Raw genomic sequence first — 12,680 nt, 5'->3', positions numbered from 1 at the left:
GTGGAACAGACGACAACCGACAGCGAACTCGTGAGCAAGGGCGCCTGCGATGAATGTGGGAGCAGCGATGGCAACGCGCTCTACACCGATGGGCACTCCTACTGCTTCGTCTGTAACCACTACACGCCGGGCGAGGGCGCAGCACCGCAGGAACCGACGACGGGCAAGAGGCCACGTGCGTTGGCGACCGGCGAGGTGCGCGCCCTCGCATCGCGTGGCCTGACAGATGAAACCTGCAAGAAGTGGGGCTACTTGGTAGGCCAAGTGCCGCATCCGAAGACGAAGGAAATGGAGACGTGCCAGATCGCGGTTTACCGCGACGAGGCGGGGCGACCGGTTGCGCAGAAACTGCGCTGGAAGGACAAGAGCTTCCAGACCGTCGGCGACTTCAAGCACGTTGGCCTGTACGGTCAATGGCTGTGGCGCGACGGTGGCCGCAAGGTCGTGATCGTCGAGGGCGAAATTGACGCCCTCTCGGTATCCCAGCTCCAGGGCCACAAATGGCCGGTCGTGAGCCTGCCCAACGGGGCGCCAGCGGCGAAGAAGTCTTTGGGTGCGGCACTGCAGTGGCTGCAGAAGTTCGACGAAGTCGTACTGCTGTTCGACGATGACGAGGTGGGCCGCAAGGCCGCTGAGGAATGCGCGCCGCTCTTCAAGCCGGGTCAATGCAAGGTGGGCCGCATTGACGGCTACAAGGATGCCAACGAGGCGCTGGTGGCGAAGGAGGGCAGTCGGGTAATCGACGCCATCTGGGGTGCAAAGGAGTTCCGCCCCGACGGGATCGTGGACATCTGCAGCGTCGCCGACAAGGCGGCCGAGACGGTGTCTGTGTCCGAGCTGCAGTGGCCGTGGCCCACGCTCACGAAGATGACCTACGGTCGTCGCCGTGGCGAGGTCTATGGTCTCGCTGGTGGCACAGGCATGGGCAAGACGACTGTGTTCAAGCAGATCGAAGCACACATCTGCGACACCGAGAAGCTGCCGATCGCTCTGTTCCATCTGGAAGAGCCGCCGCACCACTCCGCGAAGACGCTGGCGGGCGTGATTGACGGCGTCCGCTACCACGTGCCGGGCACGGCCTACGACCCGGCGAAGCTGAAGGTGACCCTGACAGGACTCGCCGGCCGCGTGTATCTCTTCGACCACTTCGGTGGCATCACCTACGAAGCCATCATCGAGAAGATGCGGTACATGCACCACGCCTTTGGTGTTCGGGACTTCTTCCTGGATCACCTGACGGCGCTGGCGGCAGTAATGGATGCCCAGGACGAGCGCAAGGCCATCGACAAGATGATGGCAGAGCTGGCCGCGCTGATGCTGGAGCTGGACTCCACGCTGTACTACATCAGCCATCTGACGACACCCGAGGGCAAGTCCCACGAAGAGGGTGGCCGCGTCCTGGAGAAGCACCTGCGTGGCTCCCGCGCAATCGTCTTCTGGAGCCACTTCATCTTCGCGGTCGAAGGCGACAAGCAATCGCCCGGATCACCGCGCGTCCTGCGCGTCCTGAAGGATCGCTTCACTGGCGACTCCAACGGCCTGTGCATCGGGCTGATGTACGACCAAGAAACCGGCCGCATGACCGAATGCGCGCTCGATGACAACTCCGGCTCCCCTCACGGCTTCCGTGATGAGTCCGATTCGTTCTGACCTGGAGAGAAAATGCAAGCTCACATCCCACCGGTCGCCACCGTCGGCGACGTAACTAGCAATGCCCGTGGCAGCGGTGCGCGGTACAACGCGAACAAGGCACCAATGGATCTGATCCCGCTGTGGGTCGTCGCCAACTCGTTCGCTGACAAGGCGAGCCACGACGACGACCTGGAGCCGGTGCAGAAGGCGCTGTATCACCTCGGCCGCTTCCAGACCACCCACGACGTTGCCGAGCTGGACAAGGCAATCGAGTGGCTGAGCCACCGCTGGTTCTCTTGCGCGCGCGTCTTCGATTACGGCCGCAGGAAGTACGCCGAGTGGAACTGGGCGAAGGGCATGGCGTGGTCCGTGCCGCTGGCATGCGCCGCACGTCACGCGCTGGCGATTCTGGATCTGGACGAAACCCTGGACGCGGAATCGAACGAAGCCCATGAGGGGCACTTCATGTGCAACCTCGTGATGCTCCGCACGTTCTACGACAGCTTCAAGTCCGGGAACGATCTACCGCCGCCCGAGATGTTCGCGCCGCTGTAACCCCTCAAGGCCCCGCAAGGGGCCTTTCTCATTCTGGAGAGACCCATGTTCACACCCGGTATCGGCGCCTACGCCAAGGCGCTGCTCATGCTGCTGCCCACGGCAGTGCGTGGCGATGTGATTCTCGCTGGTGGCGCGTTGCGCTGCTTCTTCGACAAGACCGAGCAAGCAGACGTCGATCTGTTCTTCCGCAGTGATGAGGACTACCTCCGCTGTCTGGACGTAATGCACGCGCACCCCGGGTTCCGCTACGGCGGCTGCAAGGGGCGCTCGGAGGTATTCACCCGAGTCGCGGACGGCATCGAGTTCAACCTGATCGGCTTCGCGTTCGGTACGCCGCTGGAAACGATCGAGCGCTTCGACTTCCGCTGCTGCCGCATGGCTGCGTGGATGAACGTCAACGGCGGGATGGAGTTCGTGTCCGATCCGCATGCGGTCTCCGACGCCGTCATCAAGGCGCTGATCGTCATGGTCAACAACGGTACGGAGCGCACGCTGCGCCGCATCGATCACTACGTCTTGGACTACGGCTATCAGCTGGACCTCGACGTGGTCGAGCACCTGACCGAAGAGGCGGATACCGACGTCCTGGATGACCTGGGTCAGGTCTCCGTGGTCAGCGCGACCCCGAAGCAGCGCTACATCGCGCGTCTGCCCCGCTGCGGCAACGGCGGTTACTGACCGCAACTCAAGGAGCCACATGCTCATCTACGACTTGGAGACGGATGGTCTCCTTGAGACCGTCACGAAGATCCACTGCCTCAACATTCGCGACCGCGTCAACCAGCGCGATCTGCGCTTCACCGACCACACGCATTACCACTGCGGCGCCCCCACGAAGCGTAACGGAACTCTGGCCGACGGCCTGAAGCTGCTCTCGGAGGCCAGCGTCATCGGTGGGCAGAACGTCATCGACTACGACAACCCCGTCCTGAAGAAGCTCTACGGATGGGAGCCCCGGCCTGAGCAACGTGTCCGAGACACGCTGGTCGAGTCCCGCGTCATCTGGACCAACATGCGGGACGTGGACTTCACCATGATCCGCGCCGGCAAGTTGCCTCCAGAGTTCGCGAAGAAGGGTCTCATCGGTCTCCACAAGCTGGAAGCGTGGGGCTACCGCCTTGGTTGCTTCAAGGGCGACTTCAACCCGAAGGACTTTGGCTACACCTGGGAGAACGTCCCGTTCCTCGTGGAGATGGACGACTACTGCTCGCAGGACTGCACGGTCACCGAGAAGTGGTTCGACAAGATCGACTCGAAGGACTACTCGTTCGAGTGCCTGACGCTGGAGACGGCCGTTGCGCTGATCATCAGCCAGCAGACCCGCAACGGCTTCGCCTTCAACGAAGCGGCTGCCCTGGAGCTGCATGCGCTGTTGCTGAAGCAGAAGATCGTTCTGGAGGAGAGCCTGCGCGACATCTTCCCGCCCTGGGAAGTCATCACCAAGCGGGCAATCGCGAAGGCCAACAACAAGAAGCTCGGCCGGGTGAAGGGGGAAGAGTACGTCGTCGTGAAGACGATGGTGTTCAACCCTGGCTCCCGCGATCACATCGCCAACCGCCTGAAGGCCATCTACGGATGGGAGCCCACGGAGTTCACCGACAAGGGCAAGCCCAAGGTGGACGAAGTCGTCCTAGGCGCGCTGCCCTGGCCGGAGGCCAAGCAGCTGACCGAGTACCTGACCGTGACGAAGCGCCTCGGGCAGCTCGCAGACGGCAAGGAAGGCTGGCTGAAGGCGGTACGAAACGGCCGCATCCATGGCCGCGTGAACACGAACGGTGCGGTGACGGGTCGTATGACCCACAGCAAACCCAACGTGGCTCAGTGCGACAAGTGGAAGCCGATGCGCGCTTTGTGGACGGTCGCTGCCGGGAACGTGCTGGTGGGTTGCGACGCGGAGGGCTTAGAGCTGCGCATGCTTGCGCACTACATGGCCCGGTGGGATGGCGGCGCCTATGGCGATGCCGTGGTCAACGGCAAGAAGGAAGACGGAACTGACGTTCATACGGTCAACCAACATGCCGTCGGCCTCAACAAGCGCGACGCGGCGAAGACCTTCATCTACGCGCTGATCTATGGCGCCGGTGACTTCAAGCTCGGCACCGTCATCTACGACGACATGACTGACGCTCAGAAGCAGAAGTTCGACTCGTCGGAAGGTGCGAAGAAGTCCAAAGACCGCGCCCTGGCAACGCTGGGACGTAAGCGTCGTCAGCGCCTAATGGAGCGTCTGCCAGCACTGGCCGCACTGACCAAGGCAGTCAAGGAAGCCGCAAAGAAGCGCGGCAACCTCAAGGGCCTCGATGGCCGCCTCCTGCACGTTCGAGGCGAGCACGCCGCGCTCAACACCTTGCTGCAGTCAGGCGGCGCCGTCGCCATGAAGAAGGCCCTCGTGATCCTGGACGAAGCCCTTCGCACTCACCCCAACCCTCTCATGCGCGCCGTGATGTTCGTCGCGAACGTGCATGACGAGTTCCAAATGGAAGCACACCCTGATGTTGCAGCAGAACTCGGACGCCTTGCAGCCGACGCTATTCGCCTCGCAGGCGAGCACTTCGGAATGCGTTGCCCCCTCGCCGGGGCATTCGACATCGGAAGTAACTGGGGCGACACCCACTGAGCTGGCGTACCTCGCCGGCTACTTCGACGGGGAGGGGTCCATCGGCATCGCCGGTGGCTCCCTCTGCGTGCGCATCACGAACACCTACAAGCCAGCCTTGGAGCGATTCCAGCAGCTGTTCGGCGGGTCCGTGGACATCCACAACGCAGGCGACGAGAAGTCCCGCCTGTCGTGGGTGTGGCGCACGTACGGCAAGCGCGCTGAAGACGCCCTCGCGTCCATCGAGCCGTACCTCGTCGAGAAAGGCCCGCAGGCCTACCTCGGAAAGCACTTCCGCTCTCTCCCCAAGGGGCCCGACCGCGACCGCGTGGTCCAGGCGCTGACCCTCCTGAAACGCACCACCCACCAAAGGTAACCCCTATGCACCTGAAGAACGCCGCCAAGGAAATCAAGGCCGACTGGCACTCGGCAAGTGAGCACCTCAAGGGCGATGAGCGCTACGTGGCCCAGGCGAAAGCCCGGCTGAGCGACCGTCGCGCCGCACATGCTGAAGAGTTGGCCGACCTGCGCAAGCTGCACGCCGCTGCCGAGGCCGCCCTGCAGGCCGATCACAAGGCTGAGAAGGCCGTCCTCGCGAACACGCAGCGCTACTACGCGAAGAAGTTCGTGAAGCGTCTGCTGCGCGCCGCTGGTGCAGACGCGAAGGCCGCCGCGAAGGCGCTCTTCGCCTACACCATCCAGTGGCCGGCTGCTCTGCTGGGCCTGCTGATCGTGTTCGTCGGCTCGCTGTTCTTCTACATCAGCGACGGCCGAAAGGGCTTCAAGTCGTTCTGGGACGGCGTCAGCCAATGATTGACGCCCTCCTCGACAGTTTGTCGAAGGTGAGCGAAGTCCCGCGTCCGGTATGGGCAATCGCCGCAGGCCTGTTCGCAGGCTTCGGCGTGACCCAGCGGCTGCGCAAGCTGCTGCCCGACGTGTGGGATGACAAGACGCACGAGGTCGCCACCCAGGCCCTCGTATTCGTCATCGCCTTCGCAGTCACCTTCCTCTCCTGGGGCAACACCGGCAACGACGCAATCGTCGGCGCGCTGGTGGCTGGCCTCATCACCCCCGCAGCGTGGAACGTTCTGCTCGCCGTCATCGGCTGGTGGAAGCCGGATCTGCGCGACGCACTCATGCAGAGAACCAAATGAAGACCCTGATCGAAGTCACCGTGGGCGTTGCCCTGATCGCCGTTTACGCCGTCGCCGTCATCGCCTCGGTGGCGCTGCCGATCCTCGGCTGCATCTGGCTGTGGAACAACATCTGATGAAGCAGTACCTCGACGTCGCCAAGGGCTTGGTCCTGTTGGCGTTCCTCGGGGTCTGCGGCTACTTCGTGTGGAACTACAACCGCATGGAGGGAGAGGTCGCGCAGATCGCGCCTCTCCAGGCCCAGGTCGAAGCGCTGCAGAAGCAGCAGCAGACCCTCGCGTCCGAAACCATCACCCGCGACAAGCTCAGTGCCGCCATTCGCGCGGAGCGGCAGAGCGTCGTCGTGCGAATCGACAAGGCACATACCGATGATCCGCAAGTTCGCGCTTATCTCGATGAGCGTATTCCTGACAGCCTGCGCCGGGCACACCTCGGTGAGCCGGCCGGACACCAGTCCGTTTCTGCAGCCGACGGTCATTGAGGGGAAGTACCCCTCGCTGGATGCCGTCCTGAAGGACACCACGTCCACCACCTACGACCTGTACCTGTTCGGCGGAAGCGCTGAAGACGGGTTGAAGCAGTGCAACGCCGACAAGGCCGCCGCACGGAATGTGCTCAAGGAACCCTGATGCGCCTGACATTCCCTAATCTCAAGAACACCAGCTGGTCCGTGGAAGTCGGCCTGAATGACGTCCGCGTTGAAGCGCGCGCCAACGTCGAGGGGCAGACCCTGGGCGTCTCGCATCGGATCAACCTTTACGCCTGTCACGGCGCCTACGCCGATTCGATGGGTGAGCACGTTGTCCGTGAGCTGACCCGCGACCTCATTTCCGCAGCCGGGCGTACTGCCCTCGGTTTGCCCCTCAACTGAACCTGGAGAGACCCATGAAGAAGTTCCTGATGGCTGCGGCGCTGCTGCTGGCCTCCTTTGCCGCAACCGCTGGTTCCTATTCGTCGAGCCGTTCGTCGTTCTCGTCGAGCAGCTTCCGTAGCTCCTACACCGCGCCCTCGCGCAGCTACTCGGCACCGAGCCGCAGCTACGCCGGCCCGAGCCGCAGCTACTTCAGCGGCGCCCGTACTGCGCCCTCCGTGCGGCCGGCGTCGCGTCCGGCCACTGCTCCGCGCAACACCACCGTGGTCAACCGGACCGTCGTCAACCGTACGACCGTGGTCAATCGCGGCTCCTACAGCCGTCCGCACTACAGCTACTACAGCAATCCGGCCCCGCGCCCCTCGTTCGTCCAGAGCAACGCTGGCTGGTACGCCTTCGGCGCCCTGGCAGCATGGAACCTGCTGTCCGCCCATGAGCGCGCCAACACCCCGGCCCCGGATGTCTCCGGTCTGATGGAAATGAGCTGGGACGAGTTGTCTCGCGCCATCTGGGCCGACGGCAGTATGTCCAAGGCAGAGGCAGCGGTCGTGCGCAAATGGCGCGAGCTGCACGGAGCCGGCCAGTGATCTGGCTGGCTGTGGGGTTCGTCGTGGGAACCGCTATCGGCTTCCTCGTGGGTGTCATCCAAGACCTGGGGATGGACCCGTGAACGAGCTGACCGCTGATGCAATCGAGCGCCTCAAGGCGCTTGCCCGCCGCGTCACGATCCGTGACCGCCAGGAAGAAGATGACGACGTCTGCATCGATGACTTCGCTGGTGGAAACCTGGACGGCGCATACGAGCACGGCCTGTTGGACGGCGAAGTGGAGATGGCTCGCGACATCTTGCGGGAGCTGGGGGTGGAGTGGTGAAGCGCAGCCTCCTGATCGCCGCCCTCACTGGTCTGCTTGTGGTGCTTGTCATCGCAGCGTGCCGCCATGACTGGAAGCCCACGCCGCCATTCTTCATGGACTACGGCGAATGCCTTGCCGGGCACGAGGAGGACACCTCCTACGTTGCTATCGACGGCAACGGATACCCGGTGTTCGTTCCTTCTTCCAACTATGTTTGTGACCAACACGAGTACCCGGCCGGTGACGGACCGGACTACGTGCGCCGCTACCAGCAGTACGAGACCGACCTCGCGGCGTGGCTCAAACGACATCCAAAGGAATCCTGATGTCAACCGATTCAACCACCCTTCGCGACATGATGGGCAACGAGCTGCGCCCGGGTGACGCCTTCGTGTACGCCGCGCTGCAGAACCGCAGCGTCGGTATGCGCGCCGGCAAGGTCCGAGCCGATGGGAAGCTGCACGTCGTCAGCAGGGGCTGCGTGCGGCGTGCTGACGGCAGCTGGGGCAGGGGGTGGTCGAAGATGAACGGCCGACCGTCGTTCGACCAGCTCGTGAAGGTTCCGGAGGAGTGCCTGTCTGATGATGTACGGAGTGCTCTGGAATGACTACCCTGCTGCTCGACGCAGACATCTTCGCGTTCGCAGCTTCGTCTGCCACCGAGAAAGTCTTCTACTTCAACGGCGTTGACCAAGAGCCCTCCGTCTCCGAGAACCTGGAGGAGGGCATGCGCAAGGCCAAGGCCGACATCGAAGCGGTCGCCAACAAGCTCAAGGCGACGCGGTTGATCGTCTGCCTGACCGACACCGAGAACTTTCGGTACGGGGTCTACCCGGACTACAAGGGCAACCGGAAGAACCTGCGCAAGCCGAGCACCCTCCGCGCCATCAAGGACTACCTGGGGCGCAACTACGAGACCTACCAGCGTCCCGGCCTGGAGGCTGACGACTGCATGGGCATCCTGTCCACCCACAAGACCCTGATCCCGGGCCGAAAGGTGATCGTCTCCGACGACAAGGATATGCAGACCATCCCCGGCCTGCTGTTCAACCCAAAGAAGGACCGCGAGGTCCGGACGATCACCGAGGTCATGGCCGACCGCTACTTCATGCGCCAGACCATGATCGGAGACTCGACCGACGGCTACCCCGGTGCCCCGGGGATCGGCGAGAAGTCCCCCTTCGTGACCGGGCTGGAGGAGTGCAAGACAGCCAGGGAGATGTGGGAGCTGGTCAAGGCCGCCTACGCCAAGAAGGGCTTGACGGAGAAGGACGCGATTGTTCAAGCCCGGTGTGCCCGCATCCTGCGCGCCAACGACTGGGACTTCCCGAACAAGCGGGTCCGCCTCTGGACGCCGCCATTTTGATTGTGGCGCACCCAAGAGGGACAGATAGTCCTTACAGAGCAACCTAAGGTTACTTAGGTGCTCCGGCCCCCTGCTCAAGGTGCGGGGGCCACAATGCTGCGTGTAGCTCAGTGGCGAGAGCGCCGGACATAGATGAGTCCGGGGTCGGGGGTTCGAGTCCCCTCACGCGGCCCTATTACCGCCCGACGATAGGACCGTGAGAGGTCCGACAATAGGGCGACCATCTTCGCTGTAACCCCAAGAACCGGCGGGGTGAAGTGTCCCGCCGTAAAAGGACACGCAGCGTCGGCAACATTGGCGAGTAGCTCAATTGGTAGAGCAGCGGCCCGTTAAGCCGCCAGTTGCAGGTTCAAGTCCTGCCTTGCCAGCCATATTGGGGGCACCGTAAGCGGCGCGATAGCGTCCAGGTGCCTCCCCTAAGTTCCACCGCCCTGCGGTTCCAAGCCAGAGTCCTAGACCAGGCAGCGGATAAGCAGGGCGACCATCCGACTGATCAGAGGCAAGCCGCCTCAGATCGCCAATAGCCTCACCACTCCGATTCTCTCCCGGAGCTGGTGGGGCTATTTTTTTCGAGAACTCCGCATGGCTACTCAGAACGAACGCTGGGCTGAGGCCACAGCGCTGCACGCCGAGGGGCTCGTGAAGCTCCTCGAAGAGACCTACCCGATCACGCCCATTGCCGCCGACACGGACCGAGAGGTCTGGATGAAGCTCGGCGCCGCGCGCCTGATCGGTCACCTCAAGTCCCTTGCGGACTCCTCACGTCGCGAGAGGTCGCCCTGATGTGCAACGTAACGAAGGGCACGCTGGGCAAGATCACGCACCCGGGCCTCAACAAGGTGCTCGGCCAGAAGACCGTAGACAAGCTCTCGGACCCCCTCAACCTCTTCCCCAACGCTCCGAAGACGGAGAAGGAAGAGGAGAAGGTCGTCCAGTACCTGTCGAACGTCTGGCTGGACGGCGCAGCTTCGTCCGAAGGCATCACCCGCAACGCGTTGCGCATGGACCTAGGCAGTGGGCAGAAGCCCACCGTACGCCTACCTGTCGTAGCGACCCCAGTCGAAACGCCTATGCCTTCGCCCACGCCGCCCAGCGGCCTCGGTATGCGAACTGGCGGTGGGTCCCCCTGGCGGAACGTGCAAACCCAACTGAGATGAGCCCACCATGACCGATGCCTCCAAGCAACCGGTGGTGTCGGCGAAGGGCCTCTGGAACGCGAACTCGTCGGCGCACTCTGCGCCGCTGACCCGCGCCCGCACGGCCTCTGCGCTCACCATTCCGTCGCTCCTTCCCCCGGAAGGCAGCAATGACTCCAGCACCCTCACGAACCCGTATCAGTCCCTCGGCTCGCGCGGCGTCAACAACCTCGCATCCAAGATGCTGATGGCCTTGTTCCCGCCCGGTAGCGCGCCGTTCCGGTACACGCTCTCGAAGATCGCGCGCCAAGGTGCCGGGACTGAAGACACGTCTGAGGTCGAGGCCGCTCTCGCGCAGCGAGAGAGCGACATCATGGATCAGGTCGAGGCTTCGCCTCAGCGCCCGATCCTCTACGAATACTTCCTGCATCTGATCGTGGCCGGCAATGCCGTCCTCTTCTATCCGGATATGCAGAACGTGCGGATGTATACCTTGGATCAATTCCGGGCCCGTCGCACACCGTCGGGTGCAATGCTCGACCTCGCGATCCTGGAGAAGGTCTCTCCGGCAGGCTTGCCACTAGAGGTCGTCACTGCATGCGACTTGGACCCGGCCTCGAACGAAGACGTCGAGATGTATACCGCCGTCCAGTGGCGCGCTGGAAAGTGCGTGTACTGGCAGGAAATCAACGACATCGAAGTCCCGGGCTCGCGCTCGACAGTTCCCGCCGACAAGGCCCCGTGGATCGTCGGCCGCTGGAAGGCGGTGCCAAGTTCGCACTACGGCCGAGGCCATATCGAGGAGCTGCTGGGTGACCTCATCTCCTACGACGGCATCTGTGAGGCAATCGTGCGGTTCGCCGCCGTGGCCGCCAAGATCGTCTTCCTGAAACATCCGTCGTCCTCGACCCGAATCGAGGACATCACGAACGCCGAGTCCGGCGACTGTGTGGCGGGCAGCAAGGCCGACATCGACGTCCTGCAGCTAGAGAAGTATGCAGACTTCCAGGTGGCCCAGAAGACGGGCGAGTCCCTGGAGCAGCGCCTCTCGCAGGCCTTCCTGCTGCAGTCGGGTACGACCCGCAATGCCGAGCGCGTCACTGCCGAGGAAATCCGCCAGACCGCTCAGGAACTGGAAGATGTCGTCGGCGGTATCTACACCGTCCAGTCGCAAGACCTTCAGCTCCCGTGGGTGAACCGGACGATTCACATCCTGGAGAAGGGGCGGCTCATCCCGCAGCTCCCTAAGGGCTCAGTGACGCCCGTCATCGTGACCGGCTTCCAGGCCCTCGGCCGGAATCATCAGCTCAACCAGCTTCGTGGCTTCGTTGCGGACGTCTTCCAGATGCTGACGCCGCAGTACGCATTGCCGTTGCTCAATGCGCCGGTCCTGGCACAGCGCCTCGGCACCGGTTGGGGCGTGACGAACCTTACGGAAATCCTCAAGTCCCCCGAGCAGATCAAGCAGGAGCAGGCGGCTGCGCAGCAGCAGGCCATGGCCTCCAACCTGATCGACAAGGCCGCAGGCCCGATGGCCCAGGGCGTTGCACGGGGTGACATCGACCCATCACAGCTCGGCCAGATGGCCCAGCAATAACCGAGAGAGAACATGCCTGATCCCGTACCCGAAGTCGTCCCCGGCAGTGAAGGGGGCGCCCCCGCTGCAGTGGCTCCTGCCGCCCGGCCAGAGAACGTACCGGAGAAATTCTGGAACGCCGAGACCGGCTCGGTGAACACCGAGGCCCTGTTGGCCTCCTATGCCGAGGCCGAGCGCAGGCTGTCCGAGGCGCCGACGCCTGTGGATGCGCCACCGCCCATCGAAGCTCCAGCGAGCGTGACGAACCAGGAGGCCTACAAGGCCGCCGCCGACCGCGCGTCCGAGGAGCTTGCCCAGGCGGGCGCCATCTCCGAGGAAACCTACGGCCTGCTCGAAGCTGCCGGCGTGCCGCGCGCGGCCGTGGATGCGCACGTCGCGGGCCAGAACGCAATGTTCGAGCTGCGAACGCTGCAGGTCGCCAGTGAAGTTGGTGGTCCAGATCAGTACCGGGCGTTGCTCGACTGGGCGGTCGCCGGTTCGTACACGGTCGAAGAAGCGGAGGCGTACAACGCCGCCATCTTCGGCCCCGACAAGAACGCCGCGCTCGAAGCAGTGCGCACCCTCCAGAACAGGTACAACGAAGCTATGGGCACCGAAGGCCGAATGGTCATGGGCGAATCCGCAAACACCGTCCCGGGTGGCTACACGACCAAGTCCGAGTGGCTGGCCGACATCCGAAAGCCTGAGTACAAGACCGACCCGGCGTTCCGCGCCAGCGTCGAGAAGAAGCTGCAGGCAGCCCTGCAGAACGGCGTGCAGCTGGGCGTGAGCGTCAGCCGCCGATAAGTCCTGCCGTCGTCCCGAGGCTCACCTAGGGACCGCTTGACGTGTACCACGGCGATTCCATCGCCAATGCCTACAGCGCGCTCATAGCGCAAACACCTTCTACAGCTTGCAGCCCGCCACGGTGGACAAC

General features: G+C 63.5%; 18 protein-coding genes, 1 tRNA gene and 1 pseudogene. All 20 read left to right on the top strand.

Going from position 1 to position 12,680, the window contains the following annotated elements; translation table 11 throughout:
* Nucleotides 1-1,650 (top strand): toprim domain-containing protein, encoded by a 1,650-nt coding sequence (locus ACUVWL_RS13095; RefSeq protein ID WP_445978445.1) that lies wholly within the window; start codon nt 1-3, stop codon nt 1,648-1,650.
* A 12-nt stretch (nt 1,651-1,662) separates the two neighbouring features.
* Nucleotides 1,663-2,187, top strand: a complete 525-nt coding sequence (locus tag ACUVWL_RS13090) for a dATP/dGTP diphosphohydrolase domain-containing protein (RefSeq protein WP_445978444.1) — start codon at nt 1,663-1,665, stop codon at nt 2,185-2,187.
* A 45-nt stretch (nt 2,188-2,232) separates the two neighbouring features.
* On the top strand, nt 2,233-2,868 hold the full coding sequence (locus ACUVWL_RS13085) for a hypothetical protein (protein ID WP_445978443.1): 636 nt from the start codon (nt 2,233-2,235) through the stop codon (nt 2,866-2,868).
* A 19-nt stretch (nt 2,869-2,887) separates the two neighbouring features.
* Complete coding sequence (locus ACUVWL_RS13080; protein WP_445978442.1) at nt 2,888-4,807, top strand: DNA polymerase; 1,920 nt, start codon at nt 2,888-2,890, stop codon at nt 4,805-4,807.
* Nucleotides 4,707-5,162: an LAGLIDADG family homing endonuclease gene (locus tag ACUVWL_RS13075; RefSeq protein ID WP_445979168.1), complete on the top strand. Its 456-nt coding sequence runs from the start codon at nt 4,707-4,709 to the stop codon at nt 5,160-5,162. Before ACUVWL_RS13080 ends, ACUVWL_RS13075 begins: the two co-directional genes overlap by 101 nt.
* A 5-nt stretch (nt 5,163-5,167) precedes the next feature.
* Nucleotides 5,168-5,599 (top strand): hypothetical protein, encoded by a 432-nt coding sequence (locus ACUVWL_RS13070; protein ID WP_445978441.1) that lies wholly within the window; start codon nt 5,168-5,170, stop codon nt 5,597-5,599.
* Nucleotides 5,596-5,940: a hypothetical protein gene (locus tag ACUVWL_RS13065; RefSeq protein WP_445978440.1), complete on the top strand. Its 345-nt coding sequence runs from the start codon at nt 5,596-5,598 to the stop codon at nt 5,938-5,940. The genes ACUVWL_RS13070 and ACUVWL_RS13065 overlap by 4 nt, the downstream gene beginning before the upstream one ends.
* A gap of 115 nt (nt 5,941-6,055) precedes the next feature.
* On the top strand, nt 6,056-6,421 hold the full coding sequence (locus ACUVWL_RS13060) for a hypothetical protein (RefSeq protein WP_445978439.1): 366 nt from the start codon (nt 6,056-6,058) through the stop codon (nt 6,419-6,421).
* A gap of 147 nt (nt 6,422-6,568) precedes the next feature.
* Entirely contained in the window at nt 6,569-6,811 is a 243-nt protein-coding gene (locus ACUVWL_RS13055; protein ID WP_445978438.1) for a hypothetical protein, read from the top strand.
* Between the two features lie 14 nt (nt 6,812-6,825).
* Entirely contained in the window at nt 6,826-7,398 is a 573-nt protein-coding gene (locus ACUVWL_RS13050; protein WP_445978437.1) for a hypothetical protein, read from the top strand.
* 79 nt (nt 7,399-7,477) lie between these two features.
* Nucleotides 7,478-7,684: a hypothetical protein gene (locus ACUVWL_RS13045; protein WP_445978436.1), complete on the top strand. Its 207-nt coding sequence runs from the start codon at nt 7,478-7,480 to the stop codon at nt 7,682-7,684.
* Nucleotides 7,681-7,992: a hypothetical protein gene (locus ACUVWL_RS13040; RefSeq protein ID WP_445978435.1), complete on the top strand. Its 312-nt coding sequence runs from the start codon at nt 7,681-7,683 to the stop codon at nt 7,990-7,992. Before ACUVWL_RS13045 ends, ACUVWL_RS13040 begins: the two co-directional genes overlap by 4 nt.
* Nucleotides 7,992-8,273, top strand: coding sequence for a hypothetical protein (locus ACUVWL_RS13035; RefSeq protein ID WP_445978434.1), 282 nt, complete (start codon nt 7,992-7,994; stop codon nt 8,271-8,273). The genes ACUVWL_RS13040 and ACUVWL_RS13035 overlap by 1 nt, the downstream gene beginning before the upstream one ends.
* Nucleotides 8,270-9,031 (top strand): hypothetical protein, encoded by a 762-nt coding sequence (locus ACUVWL_RS13030; RefSeq protein ID WP_445978433.1) that lies wholly within the window; start codon nt 8,270-8,272, stop codon nt 9,029-9,031. Before ACUVWL_RS13035 ends, ACUVWL_RS13030 begins: the two co-directional genes overlap by 4 nt.
* A gap of 96 nt (nt 9,032-9,127) precedes the next feature.
* Nucleotides 9,128-9,202 (top strand): annotated as a pseudogene (locus ACUVWL_RS13025).
* 124 nt (nt 9,203-9,326) lie between these two features.
* A tRNA-Asn gene (locus ACUVWL_RS13020) sits at nt 9,327-9,402 on the top strand.
* A 211-nt stretch (nt 9,403-9,613) separates the two neighbouring features.
* Nucleotides 9,614-9,814: a hypothetical protein gene (locus tag ACUVWL_RS13015; protein ID WP_445978432.1), complete on the top strand. Its 201-nt coding sequence runs from the start codon at nt 9,614-9,616 to the stop codon at nt 9,812-9,814.
* Complete coding sequence (locus ACUVWL_RS13010; RefSeq protein WP_445978431.1) at nt 9,814-10,188, top strand: hypothetical protein; 375 nt, start codon at nt 9,814-9,816, stop codon at nt 10,186-10,188. The genes ACUVWL_RS13015 and ACUVWL_RS13010 overlap by 1 nt, the downstream gene beginning before the upstream one ends.
* Nucleotides 10,189-10,195: 7 nt before the next feature.
* Nucleotides 10,196-11,764 carry a portal protein gene (locus ACUVWL_RS13005; RefSeq protein WP_445978430.1) on the top strand — a complete coding sequence of 523 codons (1,569 nt, stop codon included), beginning with the start codon at nt 10,196-10,198 and terminating at the stop codon, nt 11,762-11,764.
* Between the two features lie 12 nt (nt 11,765-11,776).
* Entirely contained in the window at nt 11,777-12,550 is a 774-nt protein-coding gene (locus ACUVWL_RS13000) for a capsid assembly protein (protein WP_445978429.1), read from the top strand.
* The last annotated feature ends 130 nt before the right edge of the window (nt 12,551-12,680 follow it).

Source organism: Stenotrophomonas muris (assembly GCF_052751275.1).
Note: the sequence above shows the minus strand (reverse complement) of the source record. Positions and strands in the feature narration are given on the sequence as shown.